This is a genomic window from Paraburkholderia sp. PREW-6R, from assembly GCF_039621805.1.
Taxonomy (GTDB): domain Bacteria; phylum Pseudomonadota; class Gammaproteobacteria; order Burkholderiales; family Burkholderiaceae; genus Paraburkholderia.
On the sequence record NZ_CP155074.1, the window covers coordinates 1417389 to 1436046 of the forward strand.

Sequence of the window (18658 nt, forward strand, 5' to 3'; positions counted from 1 at the left end):
CTGTGCCGCCCGCGTAGACATGCACTATGTGCAACGTTGCGATACGAACATTGCAATGGCTTTAACCATGCAGATGCCGTCAAATCAGTGTGTCAACCCGGCCTTGGGTGGACATGACTGAGCCATTCGATCCGTCGTCGGAGGACGAGACGGACGATAAGGACGATAAAAGAGGAGACATGCATGCGTTTTATCAGTCAGGGAATGTGTGGCGCCACGCTGATTCTGGCCGCAAGCGGCGCGGCGGCGGCCGATTCAAGCGTGACGCTGTATGGTGTCGCAGACACATTTGTTCAATATCTTGACAACGGCGGCAGTCATTCGTATTCCGGACGCAGCGGCGGCTCGACAGGATCGCTGTTCGGACTGAAGGGCGACGAAGATCTGGGCGGCGGCCTTAAAGCCCAGTTCGACGTCGAGAGCGGCTTCAATCTGAATAACGGTACTTTCTTTGCCGATACCGCTGCCCTTTTCTATCGGCAGGCGTGGGTCGGTTTGAGTCACGATCAATACGGCTCGCTGACATTCGGCCGTCAGTACGAGCCGAGTTTCCGCATCGCCTATCCGGTCGATCCGTTCCGCGCGAACGAAGTGCTGTCGCCCTTTTCCGCGGATGTTCTTGCGGTCGATCGCAATACCTTGTCGACGCAATACGACTCCGGGCGTGCGAGCAATTCGGTTCTTTATAAGTCGCCGAACTATCGCGGCCTGCAGTTTTTCGGCATGTACGCGTTCTCGGCGACGGTAACCCAGCCCGTCCCTGCAACCAGCGGCAACATGCTGAATGTCGGCGCGAGTTATTCGGGCTACGGTCTGTATGCCGGTTTCGCTTATGTGAATCAACATGCGGGGCGCGAGACGGTTGCAACACTGCCCGCGCCCCTTGCCTTGCTCGGCACCGAACACTTCATTGCGGCGCTCGCTTACCAGATCGGCATCGTTAACTTCCAGCTGAATTATTCGTATCAACGCGCGTCGGACGCGCCGTCCAGGTCGCTGGCAGCGCTGCTCGGTACCGGACACTCACTCAGCATCGCCGAACTCGGCGCCACAATTCAGGCGACGCCTGCGGACGTCATCGAAGTCGCCGCCATTCAGCGCGACGTTCGTGGCGTGCATGACAACACGCCCGGCTTTCAGCTCGGTGCGGACCATTCGTTGTCCAAACGGACGAGCCTGTATGTTCGCGCGGGCTATATGAAGAACAACGGCAGTGCGACCGTCAGCTGGCCCGGTGTCACCGTAACCGAACCTGGAACGAAGCAGATTCTGGTGGCGCTGGGGATGACACACCGGTTTTGAGTGTCTGCGGCGACACCTCGCGAGCGGGCCACCGTGCCTGTCATCCGGCGAAGTGTAGGATTGACGATTGCGATCACGCTTGAACCTGCGCTTGCCTGCGCATGCAATCAGGAATGGCTTTTCGGTCGCTTCCCGCGTGCCGTCATCCGACCGACCTTGCGCGCAGGCTCGCTTCGGGCAGGCTCTACCGGATGTTGCGCGGCCATTGCGATGATCCACTGTCTGAATGCCATAACGGCGTTGTCGTCCGCGCGCTCGGCATTGACGACCAGCGTGTAATCGGGCCCGCGCCACGCGGGCTCCGGCAACGGACACACAAGACGGCCAGTGGCGATCTCGCGCTCGATGAGCGGCAATGACGCCAATGTCACGCCAAGGCCTTCGGCGGCTGCGGAGAGTTGAAGAAAGACATGATCGAAGTTGAGATCGCGCGCGCTTCGCAGACCTGGCGCACCCGCCTGCCGTAGCCAGTCGGACCACGCCGTACGTGTACTCGTCGAGTGAAGAAACGTATGACTGCGCAAATCGGCGACCGTCCTGATCGGACTGCGCTGCAGCAGCACCGGACTGCAAGCGGGCACGCGCACGTCGGGCATCAGCGTCGTGGACATCAGTCCGGCCGCATCCTCCGGTCCTGAACGCACGCCGACGTCGAAGGCATCGCCGACATAACGCAACCGGCGCGAGGTGGTGGAGAGCCGTATATCGATGTCCGGATAGCGAGCCTGGAAATCGGCGAGGCGCGGGATCAGCCAGCACAACGCGAAGCTCGCCAGCGCATTCACGCGGACGACACTGGAGATACGACGTGTCACGGATTCGCGGCGCAGCCTGGTGACCGAACTGCTCAGGCGCGCAAACGCGCCGTTGACATCATTGAGCAGCGCAGCGCCTTCGTCGGTTGGAACGACGCCGCGTGAGCGGCGCTCGAAAAGCGGAACGCCGAACCAGTCCTCCAGCAACCGGATCTGCTTGCCGACTGCCCAGTGCGTAACGTGCAGGTCGCTCGCCGCTGCCGCGAAACTTCCCAGCCGTGCCACCGCCTCGAAATGCCGCAGCGCGTTCAGCGGTGGCAACCTGTCCGCGTCTTTTTCCATGTACCCGTCTGAAACCATGACCGTTGCCCGTGAAGTGACTTTTTCTCCCGTAAGATTCAATTTTACGTCAGGTATAGGCTGTGGCGGGCCAACCTGGACTATGAAAGGCCGGTAACAGCTCCTTCACCCAGCGCAAGTCACGGCACTCGTCCGTAACACTGCCTCGCTTGAGCATCACACTCGCCCTCTCGGGCTTCGGCTCGAGCGCGCAATATTGGCCTCCCCTCGGGCGCAGTGTCGCGCATTGATGGAGGCAACGCCCGCGGACCGCTTAGCATCGAAAACTTTTCCGGCGACCTCGGGATGTCTGCGATTCCTGCTGCAATCTCTCTGCTGATAACGATCATGCCGTGGCGTTACGCGCTCTGGGCCATGTCGGCCGTGGGCATGACGGTCGCGGTCGTGGCTGCACTTTTTCTCCCATCGGTCTGATCTGACCTTTCTGCCCATCTCCTGAAAAACGAAAGGCATCTCCCAACCGATGATGGCGACGGCGCCGGCCGTTGAATCACGGCGCTCACCTTCGGCACGACGGCGTCGCCGCGCACCTCCGTACGCGCAGCTTGAAAACGGCGCTCGCGCATTCGTCTTGCTGATGACAAACAGAAGAAACGATGCAAGGGTTCGACACGAAACCCTCCGAATGCAAGCATCGGTATCCGTTAATGCGCACGCTTTGCCTCGTCGGAGTACGTATGGGGGCTTGTCCTGCCGGCGCTGCTGCCAGCAGGGTTCGCAATCGCCCTTCACCAATCCGCCCATCTCTCGATCAGGGGTATGACATGCAGCAAAAAGTCTTTCATCCGCAACTGAGCCAATGGCTTGAAACGCGTCAACGTTCGCTGAAGATCACAACCACGACCACCACTGAGCATGGCATGACGATTGATTGGGTGCCGATCGAAAGTCAAACCTCGGAAAAGATTGCGCAACCGCCGCCGCCTGTCGAGGCCGAACGCGGTCTCGATGCTCAGCGGCGCACTCATCCTGCGTCGCTCGATACCGGACCCGCAGGGCCGGCGGGACATGTGCCCATCCTGAGGCCAAATCTCGACAAGGTGCCACACGGCATGACGCTCGAACGGTATCTTTCGAAAAAAGGCGGCTTGCTGGTCAACATGAACCGCGCGAACAGACAGCCGACCGACCCGAATCCGGCCGGCTACTTCCACGCCACCAGTTCGAGCACGATCAACAACTACGGCTGCGACGCATGGCTGAATGTGTGGGATCCCGCGGTGGACCTACCCTCGTCGCCCGGTGACGATCATTCGATTTCGCAGACATGGCTGCAAAACTATCAGGCCACACATACCCATTCGATCGAAGCCGGGTTGACCGTGGATCGCACGTTGAACGGCGATTCGGCCAACCATCTGTTCACGTACTACACCACCAACGGCTATAGCGCGGACGGCAACAATATCGGCGGCTACAACCGGCTGGACGGCGGCTGGGTCCAATACCACGCAAGCATTTTTCCAGGCATTCGCATCAATGGCAGCAGCACGCAGGGCGCGCCGTCGCAGCTGGAAATCGGCATCAAATTCCAGCTGTTTCAGGGTAACTGGTGGTTCGGCTTCAACAACAACGAGTCCGGGCCTTGGATTTGGCTTGGCTATTATCCTGCTTCGCTGTTTCCAAATGGACTGGCTAACCTCGCGCAATGGGTGAGCTTTGGCGGTGAGGTCTATAGCGCGCTCGCCGATCCCTGCACAACGCAGGATCAGATGGGCAGCGGCCGGCAAGCGGCCGAAGGCTTCAGCCGTGCGGCGTTTCAACGGTTGCTGCATGTGCAGACCGGCACCGACGGAACCCTCGCAAACCTTAACGGCACACCGGAAACGGATGCGGCCTCCAGCACCTGCACGGTGGACCCCTACACGATCGCGACCTTCATGAATAGCGGCAGTTCGTGGGGCAGCTACCAGTATTTTGGAGGACCGACGGCTTGATGCAGTGGCAACAGCGGTCAGCCGGCGATTGAAAATCACGCCGGCGCGATGTGGTTGCGCGCGCAACTGCATCGCGCCGAATGGATAGTTGCTTTCAATGCGATGCGAGGCGGTCATCGTGGACGCCGCGATCCGACTACTCGTTCAAATCGACACACCCTTATAAGCCTGCCTGATCAACGGGATCGAGGGCGAGACCGCGCGCAGCAAACCGATTCATGAATACCGGCGAAGAGCCCTTGCAGTCTGCCGGTATGTATTCGCGGCCAGCGCACGAGTAGCATGATGTCGGGCGGCGGCCACCCATCACACCGCACGATCCGAAGGCGACGCCTGCACTGATCGATGCGATTCGCCCTATGCATTAGAAGGCGGCACATGGCGGTCGATAACTTCCAGCGCCAACGCACGCTCGTGGGACTTCTATCGGGGCTGATCGCAATGACATTCGCATCGATGAGCGCTGCCGACACCCCATCCATAGAAACAACACAGGATCACGAAACAATGACTCGCGAAGAGACACTTTCCACGCAACAACAAGCGATCGCACCCATTGCCGCCTTTGCAGCGGCGGGCGACCTGCCCCGTCTCGATGACGCGCTGAATCTAGGACTGGACGCCGGTCTGGCAATTGGCGAAATCAAAGAAATGCTTGTACAGCTTTATGCGTACGCCGGATTTCCCAGAAGTCTTAACGCGCTCGGTCAACTGATGAAAGTGACCGACGCGCGTCGCGACCGGGGGATTCACGATGCGACCGGCAGCGATCCGCGGCGCGCAATTCCGCAAGGCGATGCGCTGCTCGCTGCCGGCACCGCGAATCAGACGAAACTGGCCGGCGCGCCGGTAAGCGGGCCGCTATTCGACTTTGCGCCGGCGATCGACACGTTCTTGAAGACTCATCTTTTTGGCGACATTTTCGAGCGCGACAACCTCGACTGGAAAAGCCGCGAACTGGCCACGGTCGGGGCGCTCGCTGCACTGTCCGGTGTCGGGTCACAATTGCAGGCGCACATCCGGATCAGCCTGAACGTCGGCCTGAGCACATCACAATTGCATCAGATGGCTGAGGTGCTGCAGCAGCGCGGCGACGCCAGCGCCGCCGCACGCCTGCGCACAGCGCTGGAGAAGTGATGGGCACTGACAGTGGTTGTGGAGACAACTGACCGCGTTACTCTGCAATGCGCCTGAAACTGGCGTAATAGTCCTCGGTGTAATAGCAGTCGCCGGTCTGTTTGCGCAGCCCGCCGCATACAATGCGTCGCTGCCCACGATCCGTCGTGCCCGGCGTGCGAACGGTGTAGGCATGGTAGTAGCCACGCGCATGCTCCGGCAGCAATCCCGCGCTGTTGCGAAACAGCACACCGTCCTCGCCGAATGGGAAAGGACCGCCCGCCTTGATCAGACGCAATGTCTCGGTTGCCTCTGCCGGCAACTGCGCCCTGGGAATGGCAACGAGCACGCCGCGCGCCTGCGAACCCGATGCACCTGAGACGCCCGCTGCTCCGCTCGCGGGCATTCCGGGCGGTTCCGACGCCGCACTCGCAGAGGCACCGGACTCCGGCGCGGCGGTTCGGGAACCGTCCTTGCCGCATCCTCCAAGAACAGCGCACAGGGCGAAGATGCAAGAGAAAGTCCACGCTTGCTTCACGAAAGGGTTCTCCCCGGGTTGAGCAGCGTTCGACGACGATGAACGGTTTCAGGGTAGCGCTAAAGGCAGAGCGAATCAACGTTGGACGCAGCGCGCGCGAACGCGATGGCCATCGACAACCGGGAAGTTGTACCGTCGGAAAGAAAAGGAAAGAAAGGGTTTCCGAACTTTCGCCAATGATGCACCACCTGCGATAAAGACATTTCATTGACACGAAAACGTTTGCCCTTCTATTCAAATCTTTTAAAAGTTCGCATACTGCCGCCAACTTAGTTCAGACCACACCGCACTCCCGTTCGAGTGCGATTCCGTGAGCGCATGGTTCTAACCGGCGGCGAAAAATGGCTTTGGTGCGCGTGTCCCAACACGAAATATCGCTCGACAATCCGCTTGCGTTTCCGGTGTATTCGGCCGCGGGAAAGCTTTTGCTCGGCAAGGGGCAAGTCATTCAGACTTCCTCGCAACTCGCTCGTCTGTTCGATGTAGGCGCTTTTCGCGAGGATGTTTCCCGCGAGAGCCGGTCGACGCAGGAGGGTCAGCAACCCGTTCTCATCTCCACCAGCAACCGTGAACCGGTGCGCAAGCCTGCCGCGAGCGGTGGCGCGTTTCCCGCCATCTGGTCGCAGCCGGAAAATTTTCTGCTCACGCCTGTGAACGGGCAGGCGCCCCTGTCCGTGCATTACGTCGGCATGGTCAAGGATGAAAGCCTGCTGGTGCGGCTGCCGGAGGGTCATGAGCCACTGCAGCAAGGCACCGAACTGGATGCCAAGCTGCTGATCGGCCGTAATTTGTACACGTTCAGAACGACTGTCGCGAGTAGCACGCAGACACCGTTCGAGATCACTTTCCTGCACTATCCTGAAGCCGTCACCAAACACGTCGTGCGGCAGCACTTCCGCGTCGCGGTCGACATGCCGGCTCGGCTGTTGCGAAACGATGCGCTCACGGCGGGATTCTCGGCGACAGTGAACAATCTGAGCCTGAACGGTGTCGGTGTCGAGCTCGAGGATTGCACGCTCGAACAAGGGGAGCACTTCAAGCTTTCCCTTCGTTTCGGTCTTGGTGGACGAGCGCATGCGATTCTGTTGAACTGCGTCGCGCGCAACGTCAGGACCTCTAATGGAAAGATCATGGTGGGTGCGCAATTCAGCGGCATTGCGGACGACGCACGGCGGTTGGTCAAAGACTTCGTGTTCGAAGCCGCGACCGGCAGCAGCCTGTAAGCGATAGCAATTGACAGGCTAGCGGAGCTGGACTCGCTAGCTCCGCTCAGATGGCCTTCACGCAGTTGCGACCGGATGACTTCGCCTCATAGAGCGCCTTGTCCGCCCATCCTATCAAGTCGTTGAGCGAGTCGCCCGGGCTCGTCAGAGACGCTATACCCGCGCTCACGGTTACCTTCACCTGTGCATCGAAAACGTCCTGGCAAGTGTTCTCAATGGCCTGACGAACCCGGTCGGCGATGACGAACGCCTCTTCGGCGGATGTACCCGGAAGCATCAAACAGAATTCCTCGCCGCCAAGGCGCGCCAGAACGTCGATCGACCGAAGTCCGGCTCGGGCTACCTGTACGATCCGCGTCAGAACACGATCTCCCGCCTGATGCCCCGCTGTGTCATTGATCTGCTTGAAGTGGTCGGCGTCGATCATCACAAAGGACAGCGGCTTCGCGAAGCGTTTTGCTCGCTGGACTTCCTTTTCTGCAAGCTTGAAAAAGTGCGCGCGATTGACAGCGCCCGTCAGGTGATCCGTCGTCAGGAGGCGCGTCAGTTCATCGCTTGAAATCTTGCGTTCCGACACGTCGCGCAAAACGACCGAATACCCCGCACATTCGCCATCCTCTTCGCGCAACACAGCGACCAGAATCTGCGCAGCATAGCGCCTGCCGCTTTTGCTCTGGCACCAGCACTCCTGAATGTGCCAGCCTTCCTCGCGGCTCAATGCGATGTGCTCCGGGCAGCGATGAGGATCGGCCTCGTCCGATGCATAGAACCGGTCAAGCGTCTGACCGAGCACCTCGTCAGCAGCATAGCCGGTGAGTTCCTCGATCGAACTGTTCCAGCTGTCGACCCTGCCGGCGGCATCCAGCGTAAAGAAGGTGAAGTCGTTGACGCTCGTGTAGATACCAGCCAGCCATGACTCGTGCTGTCTGGCGCGGCGCTCGGCCTCGACCTGGCGGGTGATGTCGGTGAGCGTGGTCATCAAGGTGTCGCTGTTGAGCTTGATGACGTTGCAGGACAGCACCGTCGAGCGCTCGCCAACCGGCGTCAGCTGTATCCGGTGACCTTCGCAGACCGGCCCTCTTTCTGCCTTGAAACTCGAGACGAGGTTGCGGAGTTCGGGCGCAACGCTACTCAAACTTTCGAAGAGGTTGCCGACCCCGCGTGATCCAGAAATCGGCATCAGCAGTTGCACGGCGAGCGGATTCAGCATGTCTACCGTGCCGGACACGTCGCTGCGAATGATCCCGATTGGCGACAGATACACGAACGACAGCAATGCTTCATGTTCCGCCTCGAGCGAAAAATCCACACCACCCGGGGAGGTCACTTGCCGTCCTTTCGCTCGACCAGCAGAAATCGGGTGTCGCTGCGGCTGGACTTGAGCAGTCTCAGTTGTACCGGCGTGGGCCGCATGCGTAGCGTCAGAACATAGGGCACCACCTGGTCGAGTTCAGATTCGTCCTCGAAGCGTTGCGCGACCATGAAATTGTTCATGCACGGCGCCACCTCCTCGAACAGATGCCTGCCGATGACGTGGGCTTTTCTAAGGCCTGCGCTTGTCGACTCGACCGCGTTGTAGTGCGTGACAATGTAAGCCGGGTCGAAACCAATGACCCCGAAAGTAAGGCTATCCAGCGTGCCCTCGTCCGCCGCCGACAGTTGATCAAACGAAACCGAACCGAACGATTCGGTCTGAATTGCTTCCTGGTTCATTTAGTATCTCCGATGTGCAACACGGTTATTTGTTCTTTCTTATAACGGCAGGCGTCACGATAACTTGATCGGCCGCTCACACCAGCGGTCATCCGGCTTCGTGCTCCACTTTGCATGTTGCCGACATGATCTCTCTGGCGTCAGTTCACTGATCTGAATTGCTCAACCACGCAGCAAGATCTTCGGCGCGAAGTGGTTTGCTGAACAGATACCCCTGACCTTTCTCGCAGCCCAGGGAGCGGACGACGTTTGCCTGCGCGTCGGTCTCCACGCCTTCGGCGACAGTTCCCATGCTCAGGCTGGCTGCCACTCGTACGGTCGCTTCAATAAGCACCCGGTGATGCGGGCTCGTCACCGCCTCGCAGACGAATGAACGATCGATCTTGACGGTGTCGACTGGCAGCTGATGCAGACTGGAAAGCGAAGAGTATCCGGTGCCGAAGTCATCGAGCGCCAGTGTGATGCCCAGTGCTTTCAGCTCCCGCAGTTTCGCCCTGACGGATTCGTCCTGCGCAGCGAGGCTCTCGGTCACTTCGAGCTGCAGCTGGCGCGGCGGCATCCCGCTCTGCTTGAGCAAGCGGGATACCATCGCGACGAAACCATCATCGTTCAATTGAGCCCGCGACAGATTGACCGCAAGCAGGCGCGGCGCCGTGCGTCCCAATTCGGTTTGCCAGGCGACGAACTGGTGACACGCGGTAGACAGGACGAATTCCCCCAGTGCGCCGATAGCGCCGCATTCTTCCGCGACGCCGACGAATTCGACGGGCGGCACGACGCCCCTGACCGGATGGTGCCACCGCACCAGCGCCTCGACCCCTGCGCTGTACGGCGGCCGACAGGCCTCGTCGCCGGCCTGTTGAAGCGCCACGACCGGCTGATAGACCACGAAAAATTGTCGCTCGACGATGGCACGGTGCAGATCGTTTTCCAGCTCGCCTCGACGGGCCGCGCGTTCGTGCATGGAGGGCTCGAAACGCACGAAACGCGCGCCGCCGCTGCGCTTGGCCTCTACCATGGCGATACTGGCTTCCTGCAGTACCGTATCGGCGTCCTGATTCGAAGCCGCAACGAGGACAATGCCCATGCTGACGCTCAGTCGCGACTCCCGATCCTGAACGCGATACGGCAGACTCAACGCGTCGAGAATGTTCTGTGCGACAGCGCAGACGCCCGACTCCGAGTTCGCATCGCATAGCACGACGACGAACTCATCACTGCCCAGGCGCCCGGCCATTCTCTCACTGCCGCGGCCGAAGTCTTCGCCGTCAGACGGATGCACGATGGTCTGCAACCGCCGGGCAATCTGTGCGAGCACCTGATCGCCAGCCGCATGACCGAGTGAATCGTTTATCTGCCTGAAACGATCGCAGTTCATGAATAGCACTGAGAACTGGCGACTGGGGTCCTCACCCTGGCGCTCGATCGCGCGCTCGACAAACTCCCGTAGCGAAGTGCGGTTCGGCATCCTGGTGACTTTGTCGAGGCGTGCTGCCTCCCCTAGCCTGGCGTTCAACACCGACTGTTCACGCAGCGCCTCGCTCGTGACGTCGTTGACCATTGCCATCAGCCGGCTTTCGTCCAGCTTGAGCAGGCTTACCGAGAGAACCTGCAAAGGCCGGTTGTCGTCACCCGACGCGGGCGTTTCCACGCGCATCGCGTCGCATATCGAACCCGAGGCTTCGTTGAATGCAAGTACCATCTGCCGGAGTTGCGGCGCGACTGTCCCAAGGACATCGAACAGATTGTCCAGACTGCCGTTCGACGACAGCGGCATGAGCAGCCTTGCCGACATCGGATTGATCATCTCGATCACTCCGTCGGCCTGGATCTGGAGCAGGCCTATTGGGGCACGATACAGAAACTGCATCAATGCCTCGTTGGGGTCCAGCTGACCACCCGCCGTCGAACCGGGCGTTTGCTCGGTAACCGTCACTGCGGCGCTGCCCCCACCCTGGTCGTTTGTCGATACCAACGACAAATGTACGGCCGGGTCCTCAAGCGCTGCACAATCGAATCCTTTTCTAGTCGGTGCCATCCGTCAGACCTTGCATATCCGTTCGAATTCAGATGATGAACGTGGGTGTTAGACGGTCATCGTAAAAGTTGCCGTCGGCTGCGGGGTCGCACTTTCCATTGCTCATTTCGGAAGACACGTGCCGGTTCGTACCGTCTGACAGCGCGTGCTTATGTCGTCGCTAATCAGTCCCCGTCTAACCGGCGTGCCCGCTGACAGGTTTACGGCGTCCCAGTGAAAATCTGAATGGCCCCCTGACTGTAACAACATAAGCTAAAACCTGCCTCGCACGCCATAACCCATTCCCCCAGGCCCAGTAGTGCCATCGTGCATATCGTTAAACTACGATATATGATTCGCTCTGTAGCGATGCACGCATTTGCGCACCATCCGGCGCGCGAACTTGCATGTTGTTGACGACCATGAAACACACCGCAAAGACGATCGATATCGACGCGATCCACAAAGCCCTTGCCAACCCGGTACGCCGGGACATTCTCGGGTGGCTGCGCGAGCCCGGCGCGCATTTCGCCGACCAGGAGCTGCCGCTGGATTACGGCGTATGCGCAGGCAGGATCGACGCACGCTGCGGTCTGTCCCAGTCCACCGTGTCGGCGCATCTCGCGGCGTTGCAGCGCGCGGGACTTGTCACGTCGAAACGCGTCGGTCAATGGGTGTTTTTCAAGCGCAACGAGCCAGTGATCCAGGCGTTCCTGGATCACATGAATGCGAGGCTTTGAGCGATCCGTTGCATCGCCGCGTTTCTTTCGCCATTTCTTCGTGCTGTTTATCAGGCCGGGCCAAGCCCGCGGCCAAAGGTGAATCTTTATGCCGACTCTTTTCGACCCACTGCAAATCGGTGACATCACACTGTCGAACCGCATCATCATGGCGCCGCTCACGCGTCAACGCGCCGGCGAAATCCGCGTGCCGAACGCGTTAATGGCGCGTTATTACGCCGAGCGCGCAACCGCCGGCCTCATTATCAGTGAAGCGACTTCCGTTACGCCGCAAGGTGTCGGCTATGCGGATACGCCGGGTATCTGGTCACAGGAACAGGTGGAGGGATGGAAGCTCGTGACCAAGGCTGTGCACGAAGCGGGCGGCAAAATTTTCCTGCAGCTGTGGCACGTCGGCCGGATTTCCGACCCGATCTTCCTCAACGGCGAATTGCCGGTCGCCCCGAGCGCCATTGCCGCAAAGGGTCATGTGAGCCTCGTGCGTCCGGAACGCGAATACGTGACGCCGCGCGCGCTCGAACTCAATGAAATCGCCGACGTGGTCGAAGCCTTCCGCAAAGGCGCGGAAAACGCAAAGGCTGCCGGTTTCGACGGCGTCGAAGTGCACGGCGCCAACGGCTATCTGCTCGACCAGTTCCTGCAGGACAGCACCAATCAGCGTACGGACGCTTATGGCGGCCCGATCGAAAACCGTGCACGTCTGATGCTCGAAGTCACGGACGCATGCATTGGCGTGTGGGGTGCAAGCCGCGTCGGTGTGCATCTCGCGCCGCGTCGCGATGCGCACACCATGGGCGATTCGGACCCGGCCGGCACGTTCGGCTATGTGGCCCGCGAACTGGGCAAGCGCAAGATCGCGTTCATCGCCGCGCGCGAGGCGCTGGGCGACGATCGCCTCGGTCCGCAGCTCAAGGAGGCTTTCGGCGGCCCGTACATCGCGAACGAAAAATTCACGAAGGAAACCGCACAGCAGGTACTCGACGCGGGCGAAGCGGATGCAGTGGCCTGGGGTCAACTGTTCATCGCTAACCCGGATCTCGTGCGTCGTTTCGAAACGAACGCACCGTTGAACAAACCGAATCCGGCCACGTTTTACGCACGCGGCGAAACGGGTTACGTCGATTACCCGACGCTGGAAACAGTGGAATAAACGCGCGCAGCGGAGGTTAGGCGGCCTGATGAATGATGGCCGTCCCGTCTGGATAGCAAAAATAACGCGGCGGAAATGGTTGGACCCGGTCCGGCCAGGTCCGCCGCGTTTTTTATCTCCGTGTGCAACACTGGAATTAGCGGCGTCAATCATCCCTCGCCTGGACGAGATCGCGTTGCATGAAAACGCGTCTGGATTCGTCGAGGCCACGTGCAATATGTGCATCGCGCAGCGCGATCAATGCCGCGTCGAATTCGCTTTCCGCCATATCGCGGAAGCCAAGGCGCCGATAGTAAGGCGCATTCCACGGCACATCGCGAAACGTCGACAATCTCAGTCGCATCTTCTTTCGTTCGCGCGCGAGTTGCGCGACCTGCTCGATCAGCGCCGCGCCGATACGCCGGCCTGCATGCGAGGTCAGCACGTCGAGTTCCTGCACGTAAAAACACGCCGGTTGCGCTTCGAACATTACGAAGCCAGCACACGTTGCGTTCACATCTATCGCAAGCAGGATTTCGCACGCTTGAATCTTGCGATTGACGAAGTCAAGGTCCATTGGCGCGGCGTCCGCGATACCCGCGAGGCCGACGCTGAGAAAGCGCTGCCCCGCTTCGAATTCGATCGCGCGAATGGCCTGCGCGTCGTCCGGTGTAGCAAGCCGGAAAGTAACGGCAGCAAGAGTGCCGGCTTGCACCGAGACCTGCACACGCGCGCTCACGCCCGGCTCTCCACGTGCGCGTTGAACGCGAGCAACTGGCTCGACCACAGTACTTCGGTTTCTTCCAGCCATGCCCTGAGTTCGCTCGTCGGTAAAGCGCGCAGCACGTATGGGCGCACCCGTGCATCCACGCTGTCATGCGATTCTTCGATCAGGTGACTCGAGCGCAAGACGCGAAGACGTCGGCTCATCGCCTGAGGCGATAAACCGGTGGCCTGCGCGAGTTCGCCGGCACGCACCGGGTGACGGCCCAGCCGATCGACCACCTGCCGCCGGTTCGGGTCAGCGGGCGCGGCAAGTGTGCGATCGAGCGATGCGCGAGTCGCCAGCGCCATGCGGCTATACCCACCCTTCGATGTTCAAGCCGCTTGCGCGCTGCGCCTCTTCACGCGATACCTCGCGCACAGTCTGACCGAAGCTCCACACATGTCCCTCCGGATCGCGCGCCGCATAGACGCGGTCGCCGTAGAACTGGTCCGCCAGTTCGCGCGTAATGACAGCACCCGCCGCACGAGCACGGGCATAGTGTTCGTCGATGCCGTCACGCAACTGCACATGAACCGACTGCGTGTTCCTGCCGCCCAGCGCCGCCGGGCTTGCCCGATCTTCAAAGCTGGCGCGGCAGATCATGACGTAGCTGTCTCCGAAGCGCATTTCCGAGTGCCCCAGTTGACCTTCGTCATCCGTAATCACCATTTTCCGCTCGAAACCAAATGCGGCTTCGAGCCAGTCAAGCGCTGCGAACGGTTCGTCGTAATAGACAGCCGCGCCCAGCGACGGTCGACGGAACGGCTCACTCATGATCGCCTCCCTTTTCCAAGACGGTGATATTCGACACTATAGTTAAGCACTACCGGAACGCAAGAGGTCTGAAAGGCACGGCACGCGTGATTGATGGACTGGATCGCATCGTCGATGCCGACATGCGGCGTGATTGATCCCGGTATCTTGACTGCGAAACGATGCAAAGGTAACCTTTGAAGGTAACCTTCTTATCTGGTTCAGCATGAGCAAGAACGATTCCCCGGTGGAAGTCGATGCATTGCACGCCGTGGCGGAAGACTTGCGCGTGGTAATCGGCAAGTTGCGCCGGCGCTTGCGCGAAGAGTCGCACGTCGGCGACTTCACGCCGTCGCAAACGCAGGTTCTCGGCCTGCTGGAACGCGAGGGGCCTGCCACGGTCACCGCATTGGCGCGCGCGCACGGCGTGCGGCCACAGTCAATGGGCGAGACGCTGTCGGTTCTGAAAGCAGCCGGACTGGTCAGCGGCACGCCCGATCCGACCGACGGCCGGCAAACCGTTCTGTCGCTTACACCAGCCTTTCGCAAGAAGATCAAGGCAAGCCGCGCCGCACGTCAAGACTGGCTGTTCAGAACCATGCAGACGCGTTTTTCCGCCACCGAGCAGCAACAACTCGCCAAAGGCATCGCGTTGCTGAAACGCCTCGTCGACTCGTAAGCGCTCAATGTCCGCTGCCGGGACCCGGTCGTGACCCGGGCCGCCGTTTCCTCACTCATGCACCGTCACCTACAGGAGCACACCATGCCAATCACTACGCTCGACCCCAAAACCGCACTGGTGGTCATCGATCTGCAAAAAGGCATTGTTGCGCTGCCCACCGCGCACCCTACCACTGACGTGGTCCAGCGTTCGGCACAATTGGCCGACGCGTTTCGCCGTCACAAGCTGCCCGTCGTACTGGTGAACGTCGCGGGCGGCGCGCCGGGTCGCGCAGACCAGGCGCGCGGCGGCGAGTTTCCGCCGGGTTTCACCGATCTCGTGCCTGAACTCAATCGGCAACCGTCGGATCATCTCGTCACGAAACGCACATGGGGCGCGTTCACGAATACGGACCTCCACGCGTATCTGAAGGGCGAAGGCGTCACGCAGATCGTGCTCGTGGGCGTCGCCACCAGCATCGGCGTCGAATCCACCGCGCGTCATGCGCACGAACTCGGCCTGAATGTCACGCTCGTGACCGACGCCATGACCGACCTGCACAACGACGCGCATCACAACAGCATCACGCGCATCTTCCCGCGTCTCGGCGAAACCGGCATGACGCAAGACGTGCTCGAACTGCTCGACAGGTCGCGCGCATGAAGGCGCGTGCGAGCTTGCGCGCCGTGTCACGTTGCTGAGGTCGACATCCCTTGCTAACCGGTACATTCCGTTCGCTGCGCATCTTCAACTACCGCGTCTGGGCGAGTGGCGCGATCGTCTCGAACGTGGGTACGTGGATGCAACGCACGGCGCAAGACTGGCTCGTGCTCACGGAGCTGACGCATCACAACGCGACCTCCGTGGGTATCGTCATGTCGCTGCAGTTCGGTCCGCAAATGCTGCTGCTGCCGCTAACCGGCTATGCGGCGGATCATTTCGACCGCCGCAAGCTGTTGTTCGGCACACAGGCGGCAATGGGCGCGCTGGCGCTTTGCCTGGGCCTCCTGAGCGTCACCGGGCTCGTGAAACTGTGGCATGTCTACCTGTTTGCCGGCCTGCTTGGCTGCGTGACCGCGTTCGACTCACCTGCGCGTCAGACTTTCGTTTCCGATCTCGTCGGCGAGGACGATCTGTCGAATGCGGTCGGACTGAACTCCACTTCGTTTAACGCCGCTCGCATGATCGGGCCGGCCGTCGCCGGGCTATTGATTGCATCCGTGGGTACCGGGTGGGTGTTTCTGATCAACGCGCTGTCGTTCGTCGCGGTGCTGTGTTCTTTACGACTACTGCGACTGAACGAATTGCATTTGAAGCCGCGCGCGGTGCGTACGCGCGGCAGCTTCGTGGAGGGGTTCAAATATGTATGGAAGCGCCCCGATCTCAAAGCGGCGCTGCTAATGCTCTTTCTGATCGGCACATTCGGTCTGAATTTCCCGATCTTCATTTCGACCATGTCCGTCACCGCGTTCCATGCGGGCGCAAGCGAGTACGGCATGCTGAGTTCGACCATGGCAATCGGCTCGGTCACCGGCGCACTGCTCGCCGCTCGCAGAGCGAAGCCGCGCATGGCGCTGCTGCTGGGCGCCGCCGCATTGTTCGGGGTCGGCTGCACGGTCGCCGCGCTCATGCCGAATTACGTGCTGTTCGGCCTCGTGCTCGTGGTGATCGGCGTGTCGACGCAAACCTTCACCACCTCCACGAACAGTCTCGTTCAACTCACCACTGAGCCCGCCATGCGCGGCCGTGTCATTGCGATCCTGCTCGCCATTGCGTTGGGCGGCACGCCGCTTGGCGCGCCTGTCGTCGGCTGGGTCGCCGATCATTTCGGTCCGCGCTGGGCGCTTGGCGTGGGCGCCGCATCCGGCATCGCGGCGGCGCTGGTCGGCGTGCTGTACCTCGTCAGATACCGGCAACTGCGCGTGTATGTCGAAGGCGGACGGCTGCGCTACAGCATCGACGATCCGCGCCAGGCCCCGCCTCATGTCAGCCCGGCCGCGGCCGTCCAGGCCGCGGTGCTGAGCGAGGCGGAAGAAGACGCGTCGTCCGGGGTCTGACTTACTTTGCCACCGGCATCGTGAATTCTGCGCCCTTCGCAATGCTGTCCGGCCAGCGCTGCATGATGCTCTTATAACGCGTGTAGAAACGCACGCCCTCTTCGCCGTACGCATGGTGGTCGCCAAACAGCGATCGCTTCCAGCCGCCGAACGAATGCCAAGCCATCGGCACGGGAATCGGCACGTTGATGCCGACCATGCCCACCTGGATCTGTCGTCCGAAAGCACGCGCCACGCCGCCGTCCGACGTGAACAGCGACACGCCATTGCCGAATTCGTGTGCGTTGATCAACGCCACGGCGCTCGCAAAGTCGGGCACGCGCACCACGGCCAGCACAGGGCCGAAGATCTCTTCCTTATAGATCTTCATATCGGTGCCCACATGATCGAACAGCGTGCCGCCGACGAAGAAGCCTTCTTCGCCCGCGACCGGATGCGCGCGGCCATCGACGATCAGCTTCGCGCCTTCCGCCACGCCCACGTCGATATAGCCAACGACCTTCGCCTTATGTTCGGCCGTTACCAACGGTCCCATTTCGGCGTCGAGGTGCTCGCCGTTTTTGATCACTAGCGATTCGACGCGCGGCACCAGCCTCTCGATCAGCGCGTCCGCCACGTTGCCGACCGCCACCGCCACGGAAATCGCCATACAACGTTCGCCAGCCGAGCCGTACGCGGCGCCAATCAGCGCGTCGACCGCCTGGTCCAGATCGGCGTCCGGCATTACCACCAGATGGTTCTTCGCGCCGCCGAGCGCCTGCACGCGCTTGCCGCGCTTCGACGCTTCGGTGTGAATGTATGCGGCAATCGGCGTGGAGCCGACAAACGACAGCGCCGCCACATCCGGATGATCGATCAGCGCATCTACGGCAATCTTGTCGCCGTTCACGACGTTGAACACGCCATCGGGCAGACCTGCTTCCTTCAACAGTTCAGCCAGCCGCAGCGACGCCGACGGATCGCGCTCCGACGGCTTGAGCACGAACGTGTTGCCGCATGCGAGCGCGACCGGAAACATCCACATCGGCACCATGACCGGGAAATTGAACGGCGTGATGCCCGCGACCACGCCCAGCGCCTGCCGCAGATTCCAGTTGTCGATGCCGCCGCCGATCTGGTCGGTGAAGTCGGTCTTGAGCAGCTGGGGAATGCCACACGCGAATTCGACCACCTCGATGCCGCGCACCACTTCGCCTTGCGCGTCGGTGAACACCTTGCCGTGTTCGCGCGTGATCAGCATGGCGAGTTCGTCGTGATGCTGGTTCAACAACTCCTTGAACCGGAACAGAATGCGTGCGCGCTTGATTGGCGCCGTTTCGCTCCACGCCGGGAACGCCGCCCTGGCGGCCTGCACAGCCGCATTCACTTCATCGACGGACGCAAGTGCAACCGAGCCAGTCACCTTACCGGTAGCGGGATTGAATACGTCCTTGAAACGGCCGCTTTGCGGCGCGACCGGCGCGCCGCCAATATAGTGGCCTAGCTGTTTCACCGATAGGTTCGCCTGTTCGTTCACTGCGTTCATCGTCATACCTCGTGTTCGGAAATTGCGCGGTCGGGATGCGCAAACTGTAACGACGGCATCGCGCCT

18 protein-coding genes are annotated in these 18658 nt (G+C 60.8%); 9 read left to right on the forward strand and 9 right to left on the reverse strand.

Going from position 1 to position 18658, the window contains the following annotated elements; translation table 11 throughout:
- Positions 1-183 precede the first annotated feature (183 nt).
- A complete protein-coding gene (locus AAGS40_RS21495; protein ID WP_345814834.1) occupies positions 184-1302 on the forward strand; it encodes a porin in 1119 nt (372 codons plus the stop codon).
- A 107-nt stretch (positions 1303-1409) separates the two neighbouring features.
- On the opposite strand, the gene gcvA is transcribed toward AAGS40_RS21495, so the two are convergent.
- A complete protein-coding gene (gcvA, locus tag AAGS40_RS21500) occupies positions 1410-2417 on the reverse strand; it encodes a transcriptional regulator GcvA (protein ID WP_345814836.1) in 1008 nt (335 codons plus the stop codon).
- Positions 2418-3181: 764 nt separating this feature from the next.
- Here gcvA and AAGS40_RS21505 point away from each other — a divergent pair.
- Positions 3182-4354, forward strand: a complete 1173-nt coding sequence (locus AAGS40_RS21505; protein ID WP_345814837.1) for a neprosin family prolyl endopeptidase — start codon at positions 3182-3184, stop codon at positions 4352-4354.
- 507 nt (positions 4355-4861) lie between these two features.
- Positions 4862-5491: a carboxymuconolactone decarboxylase family protein gene (locus AAGS40_RS21510; protein WP_345814838.1), complete on the forward strand. Its 630-nt coding sequence runs from the start codon at positions 4862-4864 to the stop codon at positions 5489-5491.
- Positions 5492-5528: 37 nt separating this feature from the next.
- Here the strand turns inward: AAGS40_RS21510 and AAGS40_RS21515 are convergent, their stop codons facing one another.
- Positions 5529-6008: a ribonuclease gene (locus AAGS40_RS21515; RefSeq protein WP_345814839.1), complete on the reverse strand. Its 480-nt coding sequence runs from the start codon at positions 6006-6008 to the stop codon at positions 5529-5531.
- Positions 6009-6364: 356 nt separating this feature from the next.
- Between AAGS40_RS21515 and AAGS40_RS21520 the strand changes: the two genes are divergently transcribed.
- A complete protein-coding gene (locus AAGS40_RS21520) occupies positions 6365-7231 on the forward strand; it encodes a PilZ domain-containing protein (RefSeq protein WP_345814840.1) in 867 nt (288 codons plus the stop codon).
- A gap of 46 nt (positions 7232-7277) precedes the next feature.
- Here the strand turns inward: AAGS40_RS21520 and AAGS40_RS21525 are convergent, their stop codons facing one another.
- The 3 genes from AAGS40_RS21525 to AAGS40_RS21535 all read right to left on the reverse strand — a co-directional run bounded on the left by AAGS40_RS21525 (position 7278) and on the right by AAGS40_RS21535 (position 10880).
- Positions 7278-8540, reverse strand: a complete 1263-nt coding sequence (locus AAGS40_RS21525; RefSeq protein WP_345814842.1) for a sensor domain-containing diguanylate cyclase — start codon at positions 8538-8540, stop codon at positions 7278-7280.
- Between the two features lie 14 nt (positions 8541-8554).
- Positions 8555-8944 (reverse strand): phosphonate transporter, encoded by a 390-nt coding sequence (locus tag AAGS40_RS21530; RefSeq protein ID WP_345814843.1) that lies wholly within the window; start codon positions 8942-8944, stop codon positions 8555-8557.
- 145 nt (positions 8945-9089) lie between these two features.
- Positions 9090-10880, reverse strand: coding sequence for a bifunctional diguanylate cyclase/phosphodiesterase (locus AAGS40_RS21535; RefSeq protein ID WP_345814844.1), 1791 nt, complete (start codon positions 10878-10880; stop codon positions 9090-9092).
- A gap of 503 nt (positions 10881-11383) precedes the next feature.
- Between AAGS40_RS21535 and AAGS40_RS21540 the strand changes: the two genes are divergently transcribed.
- Entirely contained in the window at positions 11384-11701 is a 318-nt protein-coding gene (locus AAGS40_RS21540) for a helix-turn-helix transcriptional regulator (RefSeq protein ID WP_345814847.1), read from the forward strand.
- An 88-nt stretch (positions 11702-11789) separates the two neighbouring features.
- Complete coding sequence (locus tag AAGS40_RS21545) at positions 11790-12851, forward strand: alkene reductase (RefSeq protein WP_345814848.1); 1062 nt, start codon at positions 11790-11792, stop codon at positions 12849-12851.
- Between the two features lie 145 nt (positions 12852-12996).
- Here the strand turns inward: AAGS40_RS21545 and AAGS40_RS21550 are convergent, their stop codons facing one another.
- From AAGS40_RS21550 to AAGS40_RS21560, 3 genes are read right to left on the reverse strand one after another with little or no spacing between them, the layout of a single operon-like run.
- Complete coding sequence (locus AAGS40_RS21550; RefSeq protein ID WP_345814850.1) at positions 12997-13569, reverse strand: GNAT family N-acetyltransferase; 573 nt, start codon at positions 13567-13569, stop codon at positions 12997-12999.
- Complete coding sequence (locus AAGS40_RS21555; protein ID WP_345814851.1) at positions 13566-13904, reverse strand: winged helix-turn-helix domain-containing protein; 339 nt, start codon at positions 13902-13904, stop codon at positions 13566-13568. The genes AAGS40_RS21550 and AAGS40_RS21555 overlap by 4 nt, the downstream gene beginning before the upstream one ends.
- A 4-nt stretch (positions 13905-13908) precedes the next feature.
- On the reverse strand, positions 13909-14370 hold the full coding sequence (locus AAGS40_RS21560; protein ID WP_345814852.1) for a VOC family protein: 462 nt from the start codon (positions 14368-14370) through the stop codon (positions 13909-13911).
- A gap of 205 nt (positions 14371-14575) precedes the next feature.
- Here AAGS40_RS21560 and AAGS40_RS21565 point away from each other — a divergent pair, with 205 nt between their 5' ends.
- The 3 genes from AAGS40_RS21565 to AAGS40_RS21575 all read left to right on the forward strand — a co-directional run bounded on the left by AAGS40_RS21565 (position 14576) and on the right by AAGS40_RS21575 (position 17067).
- Positions 14576-15028 carry a MarR family transcriptional regulator gene (locus AAGS40_RS21565; RefSeq protein ID WP_345814853.1) on the forward strand — a complete coding sequence of 151 codons (453 nt, stop codon included), beginning with the start codon at positions 14576-14578 and terminating at the stop codon, positions 15026-15028.
- Positions 15029-15112: 84 nt separating this feature from the next.
- The gene (locus tag AAGS40_RS21570) at positions 15113-15673 is read left to right on the forward strand and encodes an isochorismatase family protein (protein ID WP_345814855.1); all 561 of its coding nucleotides are present in this window, start codon (positions 15113-15115) and stop codon (positions 15671-15673) included.
- 50 nt (positions 15674-15723) lie between these two features.
- Positions 15724-17067, forward strand: coding sequence for an MFS transporter (locus AAGS40_RS21575; protein WP_345814856.1), 1344 nt, complete (start codon positions 15724-15726; stop codon positions 17065-17067).
- A 1-nt stretch (position 17068) separates the two neighbouring features.
- On the opposite strand, the gene AAGS40_RS21580 is transcribed toward AAGS40_RS21575, so the two are convergent.
- Entirely contained in the window at positions 17069-18592 is a 1524-nt protein-coding gene (locus AAGS40_RS21580; protein ID WP_345814857.1) for a CoA-acylating methylmalonate-semialdehyde dehydrogenase, read from the reverse strand.
- Positions 18593-18658: the final 66 nt, after the last annotated feature.